The sequence below is a fragment of the Polaribacter sp. 11A2H genome, from assembly GCF_011379025.1.
GTDB lineage: Bacteria > Bacteroidota > Bacteroidia > Flavobacteriales > Flavobacteriaceae > Polaribacter.
The window spans coordinates 26,442-47,662 of record NZ_WTLD01000002.1; the positions used below are offsets into that span (position 1 = coordinate 26,442).

The window sequence follows — 21,221 nt, forward strand, 5'->3', positions numbered from 1 at the left end:
AGCAAGTAATAAATACCTACAAGGTCCAAAAAGAGACCTTGCAGGAATTGTGTAATTGTTTTTTATTGAAATTTAGTAATTGCGTTAAGGATTGAACCTTTCAACTACGCTCAAGAGAGGCTCTATGTTTGAGCTCTTTTTTTTTAGAAAAAAACAAGTAGTGAAAGCCTGTTAATACGCCTAAAAAATTACTCTTTTATAAATTATTTATCGTTTTTCTAATAGCAACTAAATTTGTTAACAAACCTTCTAAGTTATCTAAATGTAACATGTTTGCTCCGTCAGACTTTGCGTTTGCAGGGTCAAAATGAGTTTCTATAAACAAACCATCTACGTTATTTACAATTCCGGCTCTCGCAATAGTTTCAATCATGTCTGGTCTTCCTCCAGTAACACCAGCTACTTGGTTAGGTTGTTGTAGAGAATGCGTAACGTCTAAAATTGTAGGTGCAAATTTTCGCATTTCTGGAATTCCTCTAAAATCTACAATCATATCTTGGTAGCCAAACATAGTACCTCTATCGGTAATCCACGCTTTTTCAGACCCTGCATCTTTTACTTTCTGTACTGCATGTTTCATAGCACCAGGACTCATAAATTGTCCTTTTTTTAAGTTGACAACCTTACCCGTTTGTGCAGCAGCTACTACTAAATCTGTTTGGCGCACTAAAAAAGCAGGGATCTGTAACACATCTACATATTCTGCAGCTTTAATAGCATCTGAAATTTCATGAATATCTGTAACAGTTGGCACATTAAAAGTTTCAGAAACTTTACGTAAAATTTTCAATGCTTTTTCATCTCCAATTCCAGTAAAACTATCAATTCTACTTCTATTTGCCTTTTTAAAACTCCCTTTAAAAATATAAGGAATTTCTAATTTGTCTGTAATTGTAAGTACTTTTTCTGCAATTCTCATGGCCATTTCTTCACTTTCAATGGCACAAGGACCTGCAAGTAAAAAAAAGTTATTTGAGTTTACGTGTTTTATGTTTGGTATAAGAGATAAATCCATTTTATATATTTTTAGCAAAAATACGAAATAAAATTAGCTATATTTATCCTTTTAAAAATCTATTAAAATGAAGAAAATTAGCTTAATTTATGTCCTTTTGTTTGTGTTTATTTTTTCTTGTAAAGAAAGCTCTAAAGTAGTTAAAACCAAGAGAAAGGTAGCAACAATAGATTCTATTACTGTAAAAAAACACCTTTACACATTAGCTTCGGATGATATGGAAGGTAGAAATACAGGTACCCCTGGAATTGAAAAAGCTGCGAAATACATAGAAAATGAATTTAAAAAAATAGGTTTGTCTACTTATGATACTTTAAAGAATTATAGACAAACGTTTACGTTTAAAGATAAAAGCTCTAAAAAGGAAATTACAACTAGTAATATTATCGGTATTTTAGAAGGGAAATCTAGAAAAAATGAAATTGTAGTTATTTCTGCACATTACGATCATTTAGGCATTGTAAAAAAAGAAGGACAATTAGATAGTATTTATAATGGTGCTAATGATGATGCTTCTGGCGTAACAGGAGTTTTGGCTTTGGCAGCATATTTTAAAGCGAAAGGAACTAATGAAAGAACGATTCTTTTTGTTGCTTTTACAGGTGAAGAAATGGGGTTAATTGGTTCTACTCATTTTGGTAAAGGAATTGATGCGAGTAAATTTGTTGCAGGTATTAATTTAGAAATGATTGGTAAGGTGCCAAGTTTTGGACCAAATACAGCTTGGTTAACTGGTTTTGAAAGATCTGATTTTGGAAAAATTATTCAGAAAAACTTAATAGGAACTGGCTATCAATTATTTGCAGATCCGTATAAAAAGTTTAATTTGTTTTTTAGATCAGACAATGCTTCTTTGGCAAGATTGGGTGTGCCTTCGCATACTTTTTCTACAACACCAATAGATGTTGATAAAGATTATCATCAAGCTTCTGATGAAGCAGAGACTTTAAACATGACGGTAATTACAGAAACGATAAAGGCTGTTGCTAAAGGTACAGAGAGCATTATTAGCGGAAAAGATACCCCAACAAGAGTTGTAATTGAAGAAAATAAATAATATTTCTGATGAAAAAAACCCAATACTTCATATTACTTTTATTAATGAGTTGCTCAACCTCTAAAGTAATTACAGATTATGATGAGAACACCAACTTTAAGGAATACAAAACCTATGCTTTTTTTGATGATATTGGTGCTGGTTTAAATGAATTTGACGTGGATAGGGCAGCAGATGCACTATTTGAAGAAATGGAAGAAAAGGGTTTTAAAGAAGTAGAAGTTCCTGATTTTTATATCAACTTTAAGTCAAAAACATCTGCTCCTAAAGTTACAAATACCATTGCTATTGGTTTAGGTAGTGGAGGTAGAAACGGTGGTTTAGCTGTTTCTGGTGGAATACCAATTGGAGGAAAAAAACTAGATGAAGAAATAAAGGTAGAATTTGTAGATGCTAAAACCAACGAACTTTTTTGGGAAGGAATTTTAATATCAACCATAAAAGAGAAAAGAACTCCAGAAAAAAGAGTGCTTTATTTTAAAGAAGTTCTCCATAAAATATTAGATAGTTATCCGCTAAAATAAAAATAATAATGGCTTATAGTGAATATTTAGCAGATAGAGTTTCTCAATTTTTAAATGAAAAAAGTGTTTCTTTTATTACTAAAAAGATGATGGGAGGTTTGTTATTTATGGTAGATGATAAAATGTATGTTGCTGTAATGAAAGAAGAAATTATGGCGCGTATTAATCCTAATATTTATGAAGCATCTTTAGAAAAAGAAGGTTGTAACAAAATGAATTTTACAGGAAAACCGATGAAAGGTTTTGTATTTCTCTCTGAAGAAGCAGTAGATTTAGAGGAAGATTTAAACTATTGGTTGCAATTGGCTTTAGATTTTAATCCGCTAGCAAAAGCGAGTAAAAAAAGAAAACCCTCTAAAAAATAATTTAGAGGATTTTTTTTATAATCTTTTATTATCTAGAATTGGTACCTGATACCGAATGCTACGTCATTATCAAAATCATTGTATGTATTTCCAAAACCAAATTCTGGCCTTAAATCTAAAGAAAGTAATATTGGTGCGTCTGTAAAATTGTACTCAATTCCAATATCACCAGCTGCAAAAGCAAATGTTTCAGAAAAATTATCTTTGTTGTCTTTTCCACTGTAGTTTCCTAAACCACCACCTACACCAGCATACCAATTAAAACCACCTTCAATATTCCAAATCCATTGGTAAATACCAGTAGCTTTAAAACCGTCGTAGTTTTTGTTGTTTCTTAAACCTAAATCAATTTCTAATCTGTTATTATCTCCTAAAGCTCTTTGGTAAGATATTTCTCCTCCAAAACCATCATTATCTCCTAAACGTAAACCGATTGCGTTTTCAGAAATACTTTGTGCATTTACAGAAAATGCTCCAGCTACTAATAGACCTATAATTAAAAGTGTTTTTTTCATGTTTATGTGTGTTTTTTATTATGTTTCAAATTTAGATGTTTTACTGTATCTAAATGATCTTTATCCATTGAATTATTGATTCAAAAGGTTTTTCGATATAAACTTTAGTTTATAATAAAAAAGGTCCAATAGTTACAGTAGAAGGTTTTTAAAAGGTAAAATAATTTTAAAGTATGCCATAAACGAAACCAATAGAGCTCTTTAAAAGTAAATTTCTAATTGCGAGCATTAGGTTTAAATTATTGATTGTAATTAGCTTTGGGTTTTATCCTGCTAGTAAAAGCGAGTAAAAAAAGAAAATCCTCTAAAAATTAATTTAGAGGATTTTTATTATAATAAATTAATTATTTAGAATTGGTATCTTACAGAAAGTGCAATATCCGAGTTTACACCGCTTAATCCTCCAGTAATTCCTACTTCTGGTCTATAATCTAAAGAAAGTAAAATTGGTGCATCAAAATTATATTCAATACCTACAACACCAGCTCCATAAATTGCTGTTCCACCATTAGAAACGATTCCTCCACCAGCTCCTGCGTACCAATTAAATTTATCTTCTAAATTCCAAACCCATTGGTATAAACCTGTTGCTTTAAAATCAGCAAATTCATTTGCTAAACCCAAATCTACTTCTAAACGGTTGTTTTCACCTAATGCTCTTTGATAAGATATTTCTCCTCCAACTCCATTTCCGCCACTAAATCTTAGACCAATTGCATTTTCAGAAATACTTTGTGCATTTATAGAAAATACTCCAGCTACTAAAAGACCAATACTTAAAAGTGTTTTTTTCATATTCATTTGTTTTTTTATTAAAGTTCAAAGTTATATTTAATTTTTCATCTAAATGAACTTTATTTATTGAAAAATGAATCCAAAAGAATTTTTCCTTAACAATTTAGCACATAAAAAAACCTTCTAATGATTAACATTAGAAGGTTTTTTTTAGGGGGATTTTTTTTAAAACTGATATCTAACGGCTATACCTATATTAGAAGTTAAACCGCCTAAAGCCCCAGAAAAACCAAGTTCTGGTCTATAATCTAAAGAGGCTACTATTGGGGCATTAAAGTTATATTCAAATCCTACAACTCCAGCTCCGTAAATACCTAATTTACTAGCGGATGCAATTCCGCCACCAACGCCTGCGTACCAGTTAAATTGTTCTTCGATGCTCCAAAGCCATTGGTACAAACCTGTTACTTTAAAATCGTTAACTTCACTGGCTAAACCTAAATCTACTTCTAAACGGTTGTTATTGTTTAAATGCTTTTGGTAGGAGATTTCTCCACCTGTTCCATTTCCGCCGCCGATACGAACACCAATTGCATGGTCGGATATGTTTTGGGCTTTTACTGTTAAACTTACTGCAAATATTAAATTGAGGGCTAATAATATTTTTTTCATTATTTTAAATTGGGGGTTACTCAAAAATACAACCTTTTTACCCTTTTTTCAAAATATATGAGGTACTATTTTGCTAGGTAAAATGCTTAATTTTCTAACACCTTAATTCTTATCCCTTTAGAATGACTGCTAAATTCTGGAGCATACATACTTTGTATGGTTGTAATTCCGTTACTAAAATTACCAGCATTATTAACTCTTACATCATATTCGAAAACATAAACACCTTTTGGTAATCGATCAAAAAAGAAGTTCGTTGCAGCATCTTTAGTGCTTTCGTAATATCCTAAATTGTCTTGCCATTTATAGCTAGATAAAACATTTATGGGTTCTACTCCAGAAGCTCTCATATCTTTCATGTGAATAAACTCCATATCTCTGTCACTTCTTAACTCAATTCTAACTGTAATTAAATCACCAACCTTTAACTGTGTGTTTTTTATTATTTCTTGTAACTCTTTACCTGTGTCTGAATTTACTTTTAAGAATAATTTCTTATCTAATTTTAACGGAGTTTCTGCAGAGGTAATTTTATCTAAATCTTCAAAATATTGCCAATACAAACCTCCCCATGCAATTCCTTCTCCTTTCTTGTTGATGGTAATTGCTGCCATTTTTGGTGTAATTTCAGACCCATTCCAAGAAGTTTTAAAATAACCAGTTCCGGCTTCCACTTTTACATCTTCCAACTTTGTTGGATTAATTTCTTTATCACCAACTTTTATATCGACCATTTCTGTCACCGAAACCCAATCGCTGCCATTTAATAATAAGGCATACACTGCTTCAGACGTTGCTTTGGTAGTTTTCCAACTATTGGTTTGCTTGTTTTTTAGCAACCAAATTTTTAAATTGTCAATATCACTTAGATTCCTCTTCGCTCTTTGAGGCTCATTCGGAATGACACCAACTTCAGAGAAAACCTCTATCATTAATGCCTGAGTTTCTATAGGAGCTTGATAATAATAGTACCCTGCAGCATTTTCTTTCCAATACATTCCTAATTCATCAGAAGTAATTGAATTTTCTTTTAATGATTTTAAAATTTTGTTAGCAGTTTCTTTTTTATCATTTCTAAATAATGATAAAGCAATTTGTCCTTTTGCATATAAATTATAATCATTCCAATAGGTAACAGTTTGATTTCTGTAATAAGCAACCGCTTTTTGCAAGTTGTTATCCATAGAAATGTTGCTGTAAAAACTACGCATATACAAATACTGAATGGTAAAATAGTTCAAATTATTTTTAGCTAAATAATCATTGTATGCTTCTTTACCTTTCTTTTCTGTTTTTGCTTTTTGTTTGATTTGTTCGGCATTGGCTAATAACTTCTTATACTGATCATCCAATTCTTCATCTAAGAACTGTACAGCTTTTTCAATCATTTTTTTTGTTGAAGCATCTAAATCTGTAACGCCCAATTTTTGCAGATGACCAAAACCAGTTGCAATATGTTGTGTTATAAAATTGCTTTCATTTCTACTACCTTTAAACCAAGGAAAACCACCAGAATTCATCTGAATTCCTTGTAATTTATTGATGGCTTTTTCTTGCTCATTTTTCATCTTATTCAAGTCGAATAATAAAGCAATTCTCTTTTTTTGTTCGGTTTCAGATTGTGCATCTCTTAACCAAGGAGTTTCTTGAATTATCAAAGATTTTAATTCCTCATTTTTTTCTAAGTTTGATAAAAGCGCATCAGAAGATTTCCAAGCATTAAAAACCTCTTGAATTTTAGGGTTAGAATTTGCGACAAAACTCGCCAAAGTATTTGCGTAATATCTAGAGAAAACTTGCTCTGCGCATTCATACGGATATTCCATTAAATAGGGCAAAGATTGAATTGCATACCAAACTGGGTTTGATGTCATTTCTAAAGTCAACTTATGGTTTTTTAAAGTAGAAGAAGTATTATTCTTTAACTTATCTAAGGTAAAAGTTTTAGTTTCGTTAGATCTTACCCACATTGGTAAAGTTTCTGTAACCAACATTCTGTTGGATAAAACAGGTAAAACATTTTGTTCACCATCAGAGAAATCACCAGCTTTTGCAACAATTTTATATTGTACTGCTTGCACAGTTTCCGGAATTGATAAACTCCAAGAAACATTGGTATTTCCGTCTTTATCTACGGTAAATTTTTTGTTAGCATTGAGGTTTTCTAATGCTGTATCAATTTCTTTTCCTGTAATGGCATCTGTTAAAATTAGTTTAGCAAAACCACTTAATTGGTTATTTGTTAAGTTGGTTACTTTTGCCGAAAGTGTAATTTCATCTCCTTCACGTAAAAATCTTGGTGCATTTGGTACAATCATCAATTCTTTTTGCGTAACCGTTTCTAATGTTTTGGTTGCAGATTTTAACGATTTTGTATGTGCTAATAATTGCAATTTCCATTTTGTCAATGCTTCTGGCATTGTAAAAGAAAAACTTACTTGTCCGTTTTTATCAGTTCTTAATTGAGGTAAAAAGAAAGCAGTTTCATTAAAGTTTTTTCTGATTTGTATTCCTTCTAAAGAGACTTTTTCTTCTTCCTCTTTAACAAAAGAAACATCATCAACCATTTCACTTTCATCCGTTTCTGTAGATTCAATAATGTTTTCTGAAACTTCTTTTTCATCTTCAATTACCACAATCATTTCTGGGCTTGGTGCACTCATTTTTGTCATTTTACGTCTTAAATGAAGATTTCTATTCGTTCCAAAACGAAACCCAAACCAATTATAAGTATCATAAGAAATTGTTGGGTAACCAGATAGATTTCTTTGAGCATTAACGATGTTAAAATAAGTATTGCTAAAACTATTATTAGCATTACTATGGGTATAAGAATAATATTTTGGCTTTGAAGCTATCGGATTAAAACTCCAATTATGCGCTTTAAATTCATCTAAAGAAGCATCGTACATAGAAGCTAAAACTTCAGCAGCAAGTTGGTCGTTTTTATCATTTTTAATAGTAAAACTCCAAGTTTCATCTTGTCCTGGTAATAACTTGTCTCTAAAGATATTGGTTTCAATCTCTATGCTTTCTCTTTCTTCAGTTACATTAATTAATAAGTTTCCACTTTTAAAATAATTATAATTTACAAAGTGATATTTTACAGCAAAACCACCAATGTCTTCTTTGTTTACTGGTATTTTTATTGTTCTTGTATCGTTGTTTAATTTAATTAAACGAGTTTCTATAATTGTATGATTTTTTTCAACCTGTACAACAACAGTAATGTCTTTAGATGCAGAACCTATTTGGACTTCAACGACATCATTAACTTGATAAGCAGTTTTATCTGCATGAATTACAAATAAATTATTGTCTGTAACTTGTTTCTCTTTGGTGGCAAAAAATGTAATTATTTTTTCGTCTTTTACCTTCTGATTGAATTTATCTTTACTTTCTAAAACTATTTTATATTTACCAGAAAGCCAATTTTTGGTGTTTTTTAAAAGGAGTTTTTCACTAGTTTCTGTGTTAAACTCTTCGTTAAAAACAAGTGTTCCTTTTTCCCAATTTGTAGCATCCATTTCATTGTCTGAATAGGCATCATTAGGAAATAGTTTTCTAAACTCGTTTTCAGAAATATCTTGATAATCTGGCGCTGCCCAAGGTCTGTCTCTTAACGGATTTTTTGGAGCTTCTAATTTGTATATTTTGATATTTCCTTTTGCAGGAACAAACTCGCCATTTAAGTTTTTTGTATCAATATTTAAAGTAGTGTTATTACTATTTTTATCGATGTTGTTTTCTGATAAAATAGTTGTAACTAAAGCATGATATCCAACATTTACAATGCTAGTTGCACTGCGAGTTTCTCCGTTGATATCTATAACGTCTGCAGTGATTTCATAATTAAAAATAGGTAAACTTTCTTTATCGACACTTTCATCAGGAATGGCATTAAAGACTATTTTAAATGCGCCATTTTCATCAGTAATACTTTCTCCGTGTAAAATTTCTTGCGAACTAGAAACCGGATTTGGTCTTCTCCAATAATACCAACTTGGGAATTGCACTTTTCGGTGTACACGATACACTACTTGGGCATCGGTAATATTTGCGCCAGAAAAAGCTTTTGCAAATCCGTTTACGGTAATTGCGTCGTTAATTTTATAACTTTCAGTAATGGGTTTAAATTCCGTTTTAAATTTTGGTCTTTTATATTCTTCAACAGAAATATAAGAACGATTAGAATATAAACGAATCGAATTTTTACTTTTTGCACTTTGTTTTATTTCAATAGCATATTGACCAGTTAAACCATTGTTTGGTAAGATAAATTCGCCAGCAACAGAGCCAAATTCATTTAGTTTTAGTTCTAATGTACTTACCGTTTGATTATTGACGTCTTTTAAATTGATTTCTATAAAATCATCAGTAAACACAGTAGATTCTTCTCCTTGTTTCTTGATAATAATCGATTTAAAATAAACTGTTTGTCCTGGTCTATAAATACTTCTATCCGTAAAAATAAAAGACTGTAAACTTTGGTTTACTTCATTTGGTTGTCTTCCATTGGTTTTATATAAATAATGATTTCCAAAAGTAGCAACATCATCTTTTGTTTTTACTTTAATAATTACATCAGCATAATAATCGTCACTTTTAAAAGAAGCAAATCCGTTTTGACCTGTCGTTAATGTCTTATTGATACTCGCACCTCTTCTAGGTTTGTTGTTGGTTAGAGATACTTCTGCATTTTTTACAGGTTTCCCCGTATTTCTATCTACAATTTGATAATTGTATTTGTCATCAAAATTATTTTGGATTAAAGTTAAATCGGTTGCTTGAATTGTGGCTGTTCCAAAAATGGACTTTTCAACAATAATTTCATCTTCCGAAGAAACAATTAAATAATTCCCGTTGTCAAATTTTGGAAGTATTACTTCTGTACTGTGCTGTAAATAATCGTGCTCATTTCTTAGTTTATTGTTCCAATTTTTGTTCTGCTCTAAAGTGTTTATAAATTTTATTTTATCAGCGTTATTATACGTTTTATTGAACTTTTCTAGTTCTGTACTTGTAATTTTATACGCTGTAAAATAGATGTTATCAATATTTTTATAATATATCAATGCTCTAGAATTTGTGTTAATGGGCACAAATTGCTCAGCAGTAATAGAAAGTGATTTTTCTAAAATTTGGCTTTTAAGAACCGCACATTTTTGCGCTCCCATACTTTTTGGAAACTCATTAATTACCTCATTACAAATAGAAAAAGCAAGTCTATAATTGTCCTGTTCTCTATGGTATTTCGCTATTTGAAAAGTATATAAAGCACTTGCTTCATTTTTAATTAAATATTGTTTCGTTTTATTTAATGTGCTTAGATAGATTTTCTGTTTGTCGTTAAAAGCAGCATGTTCGTAAATAAAGTTTATACGTTGAATATCGATATCTACTAAAGCATATAAATTGTTTTCTTTAGTATGAAACTGAATTAAATTCTGATAGATTTTTAACGCATTAAATTGTAATGATAAGTCATCTTCAGTTTCAATTTTTAAGTCTGAAAAGGTTTTGTAATCAGATAAAAAATCTGAATTATCTAACACAAATTTATAAGAAGGTCTGGTAATGCTAGTTTCTGATGATTTATAGAAATCTAAAGCATTGTTTGCTAAAAAATCATATAAAGTTGGTCTGTATGTTTTAGACTCTTTGGAGATTTGTAAAATATCAGAATAGTCATAAATATCTGTTTTCTGTAATTCTTCTGCATTTTCTAAAGAAGCTTCAAAATGACAGTGAATTTCTTTAAAAAGGGTTTCTAAATCCCAAGTTCTAAAATCACCTTTTTTAAACTCAGAGCTTGTCGAAGAGGCTATTTTTGTTCGGTTGTAAAATTTGTATCTATTTTCATTAAAATATTGCCAATATAAATTTCCTAGTATGTTTTCTAATACGTTTCTTGTTGGAAATTCGCTTTTAGCAATGTGTTTTTTAAAATTATCTATGATGATTAATTGCGCATCTTCTTCTAATGTTAAGGAATATTTACTTTTATAAAAAAGTGTTTTTATCAATTGGGCAGCATTGTTTTGTGTATCCGCTTTAGCGTAAATATTTTCTACAATTTTTAAAGCAGATTTAGGTAAATTGTCTTTTTCAAAGGTATCTACTTGTAACCAAAGGTCTTTAAAAGAGTCTTGAGCGTTAGAAAAAGAAGAGAAAGCTATAATCATTATTAGTGTTGTTGTCAGTTTTTTCATAATCAATTTATTTTATGCTTTTAAAGCACCTACAAATTAGCTTGCAAATCAAAATTTATTTGAGTTTACGTCTAAAGATACTTTATATTGTAGTAAGCTTTTGTATTTTTACTTTTTTAAATTTTGTTCGATGAAAATTCATTTTATTGCTATTGGCGGAAGTGCCATGCACAACTTAGCAATTGCTTTATACCAAAAAGGATACCAAATTTCTGGATCTGATGATACAATTCACAATCCTTCTAAATCTCGTTTAGAAAAATACGGTTTATTGCCAGAAGTATTTGGCTGGTTTCCAGAGAAAATAACATCAGAATTAGATGTGATTATTTTGGGGATGCATGCTAAGAAAGACAATCTAGAATTATTAAAAGCCCAAGAATTAGGTTTAAAAATTTATTCTTATCCTGAGTTTTTATACGAGCAATCTAAAGATAAAACTCGTGTTGTAATTGGGGGTTCTCATGGTAAAACAACCATCACTTCTATGATTTTACATGTATTAAATTACCATGAAAAAGAAGTAGACTATATGGTAGGTGCACAATTAGATGGTTTTGAAACCATGGTACATTTAACAGAAGAAAACGATTTTATTGTTTTAGAAGGTGATGAGTATTTGAGTTCGCCTATAGACATGCGACCAAAGTTTCATTTATACAAACCAAATATTGCGTTGTTAAGTGGAATTGCTTGGGATCATATTAATGTTTTTCCAACATTTGAAGGTTATGTAGATCAGTTTAAAATCTTTACAGATTCTATGGTAAATGGAGGAAGTATGGTGTATAATGAAGAAGATGCCATCGTAAAAGAGGTTGTAGAAACCTCAGAAAATCATATTAAGAAATATCCTTATACGACACCTAAACATTTTATTGAAAACGGAATTACCTATTTAGAGACAGCAGAAGGAAACTTACCTTTAGAAGTTTTTGGTAAACACAATCTGCAGAATTTAGCAGGAGCAAAGTGGATTTGTCAACACATGGGGGTTGATGAGGATTATTTTTATGAAGCTATTGCTAGTTTTGCAGGAGCAAGCAAGCGATTAGAGAAAATTGTAGAAACTCCATCAACAGTAATTTTTAAAGACTTTGCACATTCACCAAGTAAAGTGGAGGCAACTACAAAAGCGGTTAAAGAACAATATTCAGAAAGAACAGTTTTGGCTTGTTTAGAACTACATACCTATTCTAGTTTGAATGCTGAATTTTTAGCAGAATACAAAGGAGCCTTAGATGCAGCCGATAAAGCGGTGGTATTTTATTCTCCGCATGCTGTAAAAATTAAACAATTGTCAGCAGTTACTGCAGAGCAAATTGCAAATGCTTTTGAAAGAGATGATTTGGTTATTTATACGAATCCAGATGAATTTAAAGCCTTTTTATTCAGTCAGAATTTAGAAAAATCTGCGGTGGTTTTAATGAGTTCTGGTAATTATGGTGGTTTAGATTTTGATGAGGTTAAGAATTTGGTTTAGGCTTTTTTAGACCAAATTGTTTTAAATAAAATGGAACACTTTTAAAACGCCTAAATGTATATGATCGATACTCTTTATCAGTAAAAGAATATTGTAGAATTTTTAGCTTATCTTTTAATTTTATATAAGAATTAATTCGATTAATTTTTTTGATTTCCGCTTGGGAATTTTCTGAAATTAAAAGGTAAGATTTTAAATATTTAGAAGCTTCTTCATTTTTGATAAAAGTTAAACTCTTAGGATGATTCAAAATTTCTGATGCAACAATTGCATAATTATTAAGATATTTTTCTAATTTTTTATTATTTAAAACTCTCTTTTTTGAGGTTGTTTTGTTAGCTAATAAATAGCTGTCATAGACATTTCTTAAAGTAATTGTTTTAGAAAAATAGAGATTATCATTAATCTGTTTTTGTAAAACGGTAATTAAAGATTGATTTTCAAAAGAAGCAACTGTAATTTTATTTACACTAAAAGAATCTTTTTTTAAAGTTTGGTAATCTAAATACTGAGTGTATGGCTTTTTTAAAACTTTGTTATGCACTTCTACAGCAGCAATACGGTTCTCTTTTACCATTTTAGGATAATGCCAATGAAAGTTCATGTAAACCTCATTTTTAGCGGAATACATTTGGTCTTTTAAAAGCTGAATAGCTTTTTTAAAATCGGTATTAGAAACAATTATATCTATATCCCCAACCATTCTCTCGGCAATATCTTCATATAATCCTTCAAGCAAGTTGCCTGTTCCTTTTAAGAAAATAGTAGTAATGCTATTAGCTAATAAAATAGTGTTTATTTCTTTAGCTTGATCAATAATATCCTGATTTCTTTCTCTATTTAAATCAGTAATATGAATCATATAATTCACCAATTCTTCCGGTAAATAATTCAGAAAATTGGCTCTTTTTAGATTGCAATACAAAGCAGGAAATACAAAATGACCTGTGCTTACTTTTACAACAGCATCCCAATCTATTTCTGTAGTTTTTAGTTGTGTCTCAATTTCTATTTTGTTTTTTTCTTCCGAAGAAATTGTTAAACATTTTGCAACAAAAAAAAGCGTTTCTTTATAAGTCATTCTTAAATATTTTAGAAACAGTTGCTATCATTTCTTCATTATTAGAGTAGGTTAGTTGGTAACAATTTAAACTACTAAACCAGTCTAAAAATATTTGTGCATTTTCTTTCTTTGGTGAGATCCAAGAATCCGGAATCAATTGCTGGAAAGCAGTTACTTTAGAAATTTTCTCACAAGTTAAATCAGCATCTTTTTCATACTTTATAAAAATCAAATCATTACAAGGTAAATGATTGAAATAATTGGTGTTATTAGGCTTTAAATAGCGTACAATTTTATTTAATCTCGTAAAATTATATTCTGCGGTTGTTTCTAATTCTGGATAAATAGGAAGCAACGTTTCTAAGCTGTTTTTTTTGATGGATATAGAAGCAGGAAAACTATATACTTCTCTTTTTTCGATATCTATAGGTACAAAATCATCTGCTAAACAAGTAAAACCGTTTGCTTGTAAAAGTGCTAAAGAAGTACTTTTTCCATTGCCGGAATCACCTAAAAATAAGATTGATTTTTTTTTGTCGCTTACAGCAGATGCGTGAAAAACGCCCATCCATTCGTCTTCTTCTTTCTGATGAATTTTCTGAATAAATTGCATCGAAAATTTTCCTTGAAAATAATGAATATCATTACGGCTCCAAGCACCTATCAGTTGCTTATCAACAATAAGAAAAATAAATTTATTATTTATAAAAACATCAAATTCATAATCAAAATTGCTGCTATCCTTAATCACTAAATGTGCAAATTTAGGATGCACAAGAGAAAGTTCTTTTTCACTTAAAAAAGAAACTTTAAAAACAACGTTGTTAACTTTGTAGAACTTTATAAACTCATAAGATTTTGGTTTTTCAATATCTCTATAATCATTAATGATTTCAGATTCCTTATTGCTTTTAGGTACGTAAATCTTTTTTTCTAAGTCTATTATAAAATCTATAGTTCTATCTAAAGGAACTGCCAATTTTTTAGATAAAGCTTCAGCAATTTCTTTTACAGCAATTCCTTTGCTTAATCTTTTTAAAATATCTGCAGTGGTATTTTCTAGAATTAGATATTCATTACTATTTTCAAACCAAACAATAGTTTTGTCTTCAATAGCTTTATACAAGAAATTCGATTGTTTTTTCATAAAGAATAAAAGTAGCTTTTTTATTATTTATACAAAACAAAAAACGCCTCAAAATTGAGGCGTAAATTATTTGAAAATTAAATCTATAATTAATTTTTACGCCAAAAGAAAGGAGTAAATAAAATAAGTACTGTAAAAAGTTCTAAACGCCCAATAAGCATTAAAAAGGAACAAAACCATTTAGCGGCATCAGATAAATGAGAATAACTATCTACAGGGCTTACACTACCAATAGCGGGTCCAATGTTTCCTAAAGAGGAAGCAGCTGCACCTAAAGCAGACATAAAATCTAAGCCTAAAAGGGTTAGTATTACAGAGGCTAATATAAAGATGAGCATGTAAATAATAAAAAACGATAGTATATTAAATACAATAGTTGGAGGTATTGATTTTCCGTCTAATCGTACAGGTATTATTGCATTTGGGTGTAAGGCTTTTTTAAATTCTAGAAAACTATTTTTAAGCATTACAATGTGTCTAACTATTTTTATTCCACCACTTGTAGAACCTGCAGAACCACCTGTAAAGAACAAGGCAAAGAAAATACCTGTTGCAAAGAAATTCCACATGGTAAAATCTGCACTTACAAAACCAGTTGTAGTTACCACAGAAATCACCATAAAAAGTGAATGTCTAATAGCGCTTTCTACTTCACCATAAATCATAGGGTGCTGAATGGTTGTTTGTAAATTAGGGTCTTGAAAAAAGATGATTAAAATTGCTATTAATGTAGAAACGCCTAATATTCCAAAAAAGTAGTATTTAAATTCTTCACTTTCATAAACTTTACGAACCTTTCCTTTTAAAGCGAAATAAGTAAGTACAAAGTTAGTACCTGCCACAAACATAAAAAAGATAATAATATATTGTACCAGAGGTAGGTTGTTGTAGAAAGCTACACTACTATTTTTAGTAGAAAAACCACCCGTACTCATTGTTGCCATAGCATGGTTAATAGCATCAAACCAATTCATACCAGCTAATTTTAATAAAAAGAATTGGGCAAACGTAAGAGATATATAAATTAAATACAAGCGTTTTGCAGTATCTGTAATTCTAGGGTGTAATTTATCTGCAGATGGGCCTGGAGCTTCTGCCATAAAAAGTTGCATTCCTCCAATACCTAATAATGGTAAAATAGCAATAGTAAGTACAATTATTCCCATTCCTCCAATCCAATGCGTTGCACTGCGCCAAAATAAGATTCCTTTTGGCATGGATTCTATGTCTGTTAATATAGATGAACCTGTGGTAGAATAGCCAGATATGGTTTCGAAAAAAGCATCTGCAACGCTTGGTATGGTTCCAGAAAATAAATAAGGGAGCATTCCTGTTAAAGAGAGGATTAGCCAACCTAAGGTTACAATTAAGTATCCATCTTTCTTTTTTAAATGGGTGCTTTTAGGTTTGTTTAGAAAATAAAGTAATAGTCCAAGAATTACAGTTACAACTCCTGCATTTAAAATTCCCCACTTGGCATCTTCATTATGATACAGACTAAACGGATATGCAATAAACATAAAGCAACCGTTTAAGATTGCAGTAATACCTAAAAATCGAAATATTATTTTGGTGTTTAAAGTACTCGTCATATTTATTTAAATAAACGTTCTACAGCACTTATGGCTTCTGTTAAACAAAATACGATTACTTTATCACCTGTTATAATTTGTACATTTCCATGAGGCATAATTGCCTTTTTATCTCTAATAATACCACCAAAAATAGCTTCTCTAGGAATGCGTATATCTTTAATAGGATGTTCTGATACTTTAGCACCTTCTTGAACCTCAAATTCAAAAATTTCTGCATCTACATTGTGTAAATTGGCAAGGTCTAAAATTTCACCTTTTCTAATATGTCTAAAAATATTACTTGCAGCAAGTAATTTTTTATTAATTAAAGATTGAATGCCAATAGTTTGAGAAATATCAATATATTCCATATTTTCAACTAAGGCAATTGTTTTTTTAACACCTTTAGATTTTGCAAGTAAACAAGACATAATATTGGTTTCAGAGTTTCCTGTAACCGCAATAAAAGCATCCGTTTCTCTAATGTTTTCTTCTTCTAATAGTTCTAAATCTCTACCATCACCATTAATAACTAAAGTATCACTTAGCTCTTCAGCTAAAAATTCTGCTTTATCTCTATTCTTTTCTATAAGTTTTACTCTAAAATTATCTTTACAAAGTTTTCTTGCCGTTTTTTCTCCAATACTACCACCTCCAAGAATCATTACATTTTTAATTTGCAAGCGTTTTTTACCAGTAATAGGGTAAAGGTCTTTCATGCTGTAATTTGGTACACAAAAATAAACTTGGTCTCCTATTTCATAAACAATATCTCCTCTAGGAATAATCGTTTGAGATTCACCTTGTCTTTTAATTGCAATTGTGATGAAATCTACATCAGCAAATTTTTCTTTTGCATCTTTAACCGTTAAATCTACAATGGGAGATTTATAGGTTAATGGCGTACCTAATACATTAAAAATACCGCTTTCAAATGCTACAGTATCATTAAATGAAGATTGATTTAACAGCATTTTTATTTCATTAGCCGCTAATTCTTGAGGCGAAATCATAAAGTCTAAACCAAATTTTGTAAAATCTACTTCACAGTTATTCAAAAACTCAGGATTGTCTATTCTAGCAATTGTTTTTTTGGCTCCTAAAGATTTTCCAATTACAGAAATAGTAAAATTGGTATTCTGACTATCGGTAACCGCAATTAACAAATCTGCAGATTCAATTCCAATTTCTTTTAATAATTTTATGGATGTAGCATCACCTTTTTTAGTAATTACATCTAAATGACTGTTCAGATATTCTAACTTTTCACCATTAAAGTCTATAATATAGGTGTCTTGAGATTCGTAAGAAAGAAGTTTAGCTAAGTGAAAACCAACTTCTCCAGCACCAGCTATAATAATTTTCATAATTTAAAGGTAGAATGTGTCGGCAAAGATATAAAGAGTTTTCATGGAAATGGGTAATAAATAGATTTTTTCAAATTTAAGTAAGTATCGGTTCTTTAACAGATTTGTAAAAATAATAGTTAACAATGAGGTAATCGACAAAACAGAATATAAGCATATTAGAAAAAATAATTAGGAATGTTTTATAGGTTTATGAGGTATAAAAATAATTACAGTTATTTTTATTCTTTTAATAAAAGCCTAATTAGTAGTTGTGTATTTTGATTTTCACTGTATTTTATTAAGAGTCAAAAAAAGTATTTTTTCAATAAAAGATGATAAATATCTTCTTTTCTGTTACCTAGAAACTTTAGTTTTACTATTTATAAACATTAAGTTTCGTGAAATTAACCAACTTACGCTCATCCGTCTTTTTAAAAATAAATTCATTTTTAATCTTTTCCTTATTTATGATGTCTTTTTTTTCTTGTGATAAAAAACAAGATTATAAAGCTGTAGTAGCTGATAGTAGTGTTTTTCTTTCGGGGAAAATTATTCCTGATGATCATTTTTTAGGAGATCAGAAGTGTAAAGAATGTCATCAAGATCAATTTAAAAGTTGGGAAGGTTCTCATCATGATAAAGCGATGGAAATTGCCGATAGTGTTTCTATTTTAGGTGATTTTAACAATCAGAAATTTACAAGTCAGGGTGTGACTTCTCATTTTTATAAAAAAGACAATGATTTTTATGTAAATACAGAAGGACCAGATGGTGAAAACCACGATTATAAAATAATATACACGTTTGGTATTACTCCTTTACAGCAATATATTGTTCAATTTCCTGACGGACATTACCAATGTTTAAGAACTGCTTGGGATTCTGTAGAGAATAAATGGTTCGATTTATATCCAGATTTTAAAGTTGTACACTCTGAGTGGTTGCATTGGTCTAGAGGTGGTTTAAATTGGAATAATATGTGTTCTGATTGTCACTCTACAAATGTTCGTAAAAATTACGATGCAGAAACACATAGTTATAATACCGAGTTTGCAATTATTAATGTGAATTGTGAAGCGTGTCATGGTCCAGGAAAAGAACATGTTGCCGATGTAGATAAACTTGGTGAAGATTACATGGACAGCGGAACTTTTCAAATGACAATAAAAACAAGGCCTAAAGAATTGGTAGACCAATGCGCACGTTGCCATATGAGAAGAGAGCAGTTTTCTGGAGCCTTTAATTTTGAAGGAACGATGTTAGATCATTATTATCCACAGTTATTAGAAGCTCCTTTATATCAGGCAGACGGACAAATTTTAGATGAAGATTATGTGTATGGTTCGTTTACGCAGAGTAAAATGTATCAAAATGATGTAACTTGTACAGATTGCCATGATGCACATACATTAAAACTAAAGTTTGATGGTAATAAATTGTGTGCGCAATGTCATGTTTCAGAAAAATATGATACTCCTACACATCATTTTCACGAACAAAATACCGATGGGGCAAAATGCATTAACTGCCACATGACAGGAAGATTTTATATGGGAAATGACTTTAGAAGAGATCATAGTTTTAGAGTGCCAAGACCAGATTTAAGTGTAAAATATGGAAATCCAAATGCTTGTTCTGGTTGTCACACAGATAAAGATGATGTTTGGGCAGCCGAAAATTTCACAAAATTATTTGGAGAGGTAGATTCTATTCATTATTCAGAAAAATTAGCACCAGGAATAACCATGCAACCAAATGGTCATGAAGGTTTAATTGATTTGATGCACGATACGCATCAACCCGAAATAGTAAGAGCATCTGCAACAAAAGTGTTGGCTAATTACAATGCACAGAATTTTGTGGAAGATTATATTTCACTTTTAAATGATGATTCTGCTTTGGTTAGAGGAGCAAGTGTAGATGTTTTAGGTGGCATAAATACCACGGATTATAATGCTTATTTTTTACCTTTATTAGAAGACCCAAAAAGAACTGTTAGAGTAAAGGCTTTTTATGGTTTAGGAGGTTTGGCTGAAACAGATGTGCCTGAAGTTTATAAAGAAAGTTATCAAAAGGTAAAAAAAGAATTTTGGTTACATATTGATACAAATTTAGATTTTGTAGGGATAAGAATGAAAAAAGGTGACTATTTTCTAAAACAGGGATATATAGAAAAAGCCATAGAAACTTTTGAAAGTGCTCAATCTATTGATGTCATTAACAATCAAATTAGAATAAATTTAGCTACATTATATTATAATATTAAAGATTATGAAAAGGCAGAAATAGCTTTTAAAACAGTTATTGAACAAGAGCCAGAATATGGACCTGTTTATTACTCTTTAGCTTTAATGTATGCAGAATTAAATAGAGAAGATGAGGCAATTGAGCAACTTAAAATAGCGATGGTAAAAATGCCTGACAATATTCGTGTTTATTATAATTTAGGATTGTTGTACGATAAAAAACAAGACTTTAAAAATAGTGAGAAAGCATTGGTCAAAGGTTTAAAAGTAGATGCGCAAAATGAAGGTTTATTGTATGCATTGGCTTATTTATATTCTAAATCTGATCAAAAAGTAAAAGCGAAGAATATTGTGGAAAGATTAGTAGATTTATACCCAAAGAACCAACAGTATATTAATTTTCTAAATCAATTAGAATTAGATTAAATTTATTTGAAGGGTTTTTATCAATAAAAATAAGTTTATAACAGTTAATTTTCATTTTTGTATTTTTATGAAAAAAGAAAATGGAAAAGTTAACTATTAAATCTTGGGCTTTAGATGATAGGCCTAGAGAAAAGTTGTTGGCAAAAGGAAAATCAGCACTTTCTGATGCAGAATTAATAGCAATCCTTATCGGTTCTGGTAACAGGCAAGAAAGCGCTGTAGCATTGTCTAAAAGAATTTTGCAATATGTAGCTGGCAACATAAACGAGCTTGCAAAATTATCCGTAGAAAAATTAACCACTTTTAAGGGAATAGGAGAAGCAAAGGCAATTGCTATTATTACCGCCTTAGAAATTGGTAAAAGACGTCAATTAGAAATTGCCTTAGAAAAACCTAAGATTACGAGTAGTAAGGATGGTTTTAATTTAATGCAACCTGTTATTGGAGATTTAGAGCACGAAGAATTTTGGGTGCTATTTTTAAATAATTCTAACAAAGTTTTAGCAAAAAGTCAGATTAGTAAAGGAGGCTTAACTGCCACGGTTGTAGACGTTAGGTTGTTGTTTAAAAGAGCCTTAGAATTGGCATCTGTAGCAATGATTGTTTGCCATAATCATCCTTCTGGTAAATTACAACCTAGTAATGCCGATAAACAACTTACTCAAAAAATTAAAGAAGCAGGAAACACTTTAGATATAAAGCTGCTAGATCATTTAATTATTACCGAAAAAGCGTATTTTAGCTTTGCAGATGAAGGATTGCTTTAGTTTGCAGTTATCGGTTTTAGTAATCATTTAAAAAGGGTACTTGAAATTATAACTGAACACTGAGACTGCAA

At 30.4% G+C, this 21,221-nt stretch carries 15 protein-coding genes; 6 read left to right on the plus strand and 9 right to left on the minus strand.

The window, feature by feature from the left end; all coding sequences use genetic code 11:
• Window positions 1-196 precede the first annotated feature (196 nt).
• Window positions 197-1,015 (minus strand): 3-deoxy-8-phosphooctulonate synthase, encoded by an 819-nt coding sequence (kdsA, locus tag GQS58_RS02610; protein ID WP_166382590.1) that lies wholly within the window; start codon window positions 1,013-1,015, stop codon window positions 197-199.
• 67 nt (window positions 1,016-1,082) lie between these two features.
• Between kdsA and GQS58_RS02615 the strand changes: the two genes are divergently transcribed.
• The 3 genes from GQS58_RS02615 to GQS58_RS02625 are packed head-to-tail and all read left to right on the plus strand — an operon-like array spanning window position 1,083 to window position 2,961.
• Window positions 1,083-2,072, plus strand: a complete 990-nt coding sequence (locus GQS58_RS02615; RefSeq protein ID WP_166382592.1) for a M28 family peptidase — start codon at window positions 1,083-1,085, stop codon at window positions 2,070-2,072.
• 8 nt (window positions 2,073-2,080) lie between these two features.
• The gene (locus tag GQS58_RS02620; protein ID WP_166382594.1) at window positions 2,081-2,596 is read left to right on the plus strand and encodes a DUF4136 domain-containing protein; all 516 of its coding nucleotides are present in this window, start codon (window positions 2,081-2,083) and stop codon (window positions 2,594-2,596) included.
• A gap of 8 nt (window positions 2,597-2,604) precedes the next feature.
• Window positions 2,605-2,961: a TfoX/Sxy family protein gene (locus GQS58_RS02625; RefSeq protein ID WP_166382596.1), complete on the plus strand. Its 357-nt coding sequence runs from the start codon at window positions 2,605-2,607 to the stop codon at window positions 2,959-2,961.
• A gap of 32 nt (window positions 2,962-2,993) precedes the next feature.
• Here GQS58_RS02625 and GQS58_RS02630 read toward each other — a convergent pair whose 3' ends face one another.
• The 4 genes from GQS58_RS02630 to GQS58_RS02645 all read right to left on the minus strand — a co-directional run bounded on the left by GQS58_RS02630 (window position 2,994) and on the right by GQS58_RS02645 (window position 11,095).
• Window positions 2,994-3,476, minus strand: coding sequence for a hypothetical protein (locus GQS58_RS02630; RefSeq protein WP_166382598.1), 483 nt, complete (start codon window positions 3,474-3,476; stop codon window positions 2,994-2,996).
• 348 nt (window positions 3,477-3,824) lie between these two features.
• Window positions 3,825-4,271 carry a hypothetical protein gene (locus GQS58_RS02635; RefSeq protein WP_166382600.1) on the minus strand — a complete coding sequence of 149 codons (447 nt, stop codon included), beginning with the start codon at window positions 4,269-4,271 and terminating at the stop codon, window positions 3,825-3,827.
• 165 nt (window positions 4,272-4,436) lie between these two features.
• Entirely contained in the window at window positions 4,437-4,883 is a 447-nt protein-coding gene (locus GQS58_RS02640) for a hypothetical protein (protein ID WP_166382602.1), read from the minus strand.
• 86 nt (window positions 4,884-4,969) lie between these two features.
• Complete coding sequence (locus GQS58_RS02645; protein WP_166382604.1) at window positions 4,970-11,095, minus strand: alpha-2-macroglobulin family protein; 6,126 nt, start codon at window positions 11,093-11,095, stop codon at window positions 4,970-4,972.
• A gap of 130 nt (window positions 11,096-11,225) precedes the next feature.
• On the opposite strand from GQS58_RS02645, the gene GQS58_RS02650 reads away from it, so the two are divergent.
• A complete protein-coding gene (locus GQS58_RS02650; protein ID WP_166382606.1) occupies window positions 11,226-12,578 on the plus strand; it encodes a UDP-N-acetylmuramate--L-alanine ligase in 1,353 nt (450 codons plus the stop codon).
• On the opposite strand, the gene GQS58_RS02655 is transcribed toward GQS58_RS02650, so the two are convergent.
• The 4 genes from GQS58_RS02655 to trkA all read right to left on the minus strand — a co-directional run bounded on the left by GQS58_RS02655 (window position 12,562) and on the right by trkA (window position 17,729).
• The gene (locus GQS58_RS02655) at window positions 12,562-13,659 is read right to left on the minus strand and encodes a nucleotidyltransferase family protein (RefSeq protein WP_166382608.1); all 1,098 of its coding nucleotides are present in this window, start codon (window positions 13,657-13,659) and stop codon (window positions 12,562-12,564) included. The two genes, GQS58_RS02650 and GQS58_RS02655, sit on opposite strands and share 17 nt — an antisense overlap.
• The gene (locus GQS58_RS02660) at window positions 13,649-14,788 is read right to left on the minus strand and encodes a hypothetical protein (RefSeq protein WP_166382610.1); all 1,140 of its coding nucleotides are present in this window, start codon (window positions 14,786-14,788) and stop codon (window positions 13,649-13,651) included. The genes GQS58_RS02655 and GQS58_RS02660 overlap by 11 nt, the downstream gene beginning before the upstream one ends.
• Window positions 14,789-14,877: 89 nt before the next feature.
• Window positions 14,878-16,380 (minus strand): TrkH family potassium uptake protein, encoded by a 1,503-nt coding sequence (locus GQS58_RS02665; RefSeq protein ID WP_166382612.1) that lies wholly within the window; start codon window positions 16,378-16,380, stop codon window positions 14,878-14,880.
• A 2-nt stretch (window positions 16,381-16,382) separates the two neighbouring features.
• Window positions 16,383-17,729 carry a Trk system potassium transporter TrkA gene (gene trkA / locus GQS58_RS02670; protein ID WP_166382614.1) on the minus strand — a complete coding sequence of 449 codons (1,347 nt, stop codon included), beginning with the start codon at window positions 17,727-17,729 and terminating at the stop codon, window positions 16,383-16,385.
• A gap of 449 nt (window positions 17,730-18,178) precedes the next feature.
• Between trkA and GQS58_RS02675 the strand changes: the two genes are divergently transcribed.
• Together GQS58_RS02675 and radC are read left to right on the plus strand one after the other, a co-directional pair.
• The gene (locus GQS58_RS02675; RefSeq protein ID WP_166382616.1) at window positions 18,179-20,383 is read left to right on the plus strand and encodes a multiheme c-type cytochrome; all 2,205 of its coding nucleotides are present in this window, start codon (window positions 18,179-18,181) and stop codon (window positions 20,381-20,383) included.
• Window positions 20,384-20,463: 80 nt separating this feature from the next.
• Window positions 20,464-21,150 carry a RadC family protein gene (radC, locus tag GQS58_RS02680; RefSeq protein WP_166382618.1) on the plus strand — a complete coding sequence of 229 codons (687 nt, stop codon included), beginning with the start codon at window positions 20,464-20,466 and terminating at the stop codon, window positions 21,148-21,150.
• Window positions 21,151-21,221 lie beyond the last annotated feature (71 nt).

What these genes read in the sequence shown, in the direction of transcription:
- kdsA (WP_166382590.1), bottom strand. Translation starts at nt 1,015, where the DNA reads ATGGATTTATCTCTTATACCAAACATAAAACACGTAAACTCAAATAAC.
- GQS58_RS02615 (WP_166382592.1), top strand. Translation starts at nt 1,083, where the DNA reads ATGAAGAAAATTAGCTTAATTTATGTCCTTTTGTTTGTGTTTATTTTT.
- GQS58_RS02620 (WP_166382594.1), top strand. Translation starts at nt 2,081, where the DNA reads ATGAAAAAAACCCAATACTTCATATTACTTTTATTAATGAGTTGCTCA.
- GQS58_RS02625 (WP_166382596.1), top strand. Translation starts at nt 2,605, where the DNA reads ATGGCTTATAGTGAATATTTAGCAGATAGAGTTTCTCAATTTTTAAAT.
- GQS58_RS02630 (WP_166382598.1), bottom strand. Translation starts at nt 3,476, where the DNA reads ATGAAAAAAACACTTTTAATTATAGGTCTATTAGTAGCTGGAGCATTT.
- GQS58_RS02635 (WP_166382600.1), bottom strand. Translation starts at nt 4,271, where the DNA reads ATGAAAAAAACACTTTTAAGTATTGGTCTTTTAGTAGCTGGAGTATTT.
- GQS58_RS02640 (WP_166382602.1), bottom strand. Translation starts at nt 4,883, where the DNA reads ATGAAAAAAATATTATTAGCCCTCAATTTAATATTTGCAGTAAGTTTA.
- GQS58_RS02645 (WP_166382604.1), bottom strand. Translation starts at nt 11,095, where the DNA reads ATGAAAAAACTGACAACAACACTAATAATGATTATAGCTTTCTCTTCT.
- GQS58_RS02650 (WP_166382606.1), top strand. Translation starts at nt 11,226, where the DNA reads ATGAAAATTCATTTTATTGCTATTGGCGGAAGTGCCATGCACAACTTA.
- GQS58_RS02655 (WP_166382608.1), bottom strand. Translation starts at nt 13,659, where the DNA reads ATGACTTATAAAGAAACGCTTTTTTTTGTTGCAAAATGTTTAACAATT.
- GQS58_RS02660 (WP_166382610.1), bottom strand. Translation starts at nt 14,788, where the DNA reads ATGAAAAAACAATCGAATTTCTTGTATAAAGCTATTGAAGACAAAACT.
- GQS58_RS02665 (WP_166382612.1), bottom strand. Translation starts at nt 16,380, where the DNA reads ATGACGAGTACTTTAAACACCAAAATAATATTTCGATTTTTAGGTATT.
- trkA (WP_166382614.1), bottom strand. Translation starts at nt 17,729, where the DNA reads ATGAAAATTATTATAGCTGGTGCTGGAGAAGTTGGTTTTCACTTAGCT.
- GQS58_RS02675 (WP_166382616.1), top strand. Translation starts at nt 18,179, where the DNA reads ATGATGTCTTTTTTTTCTTGTGATAAAAAACAAGATTATAAAGCTGTA.
- radC (WP_166382618.1), top strand. Translation starts at nt 20,464, where the DNA reads ATGGAAAAGTTAACTATTAAATCTTGGGCTTTAGATGATAGGCCTAGA.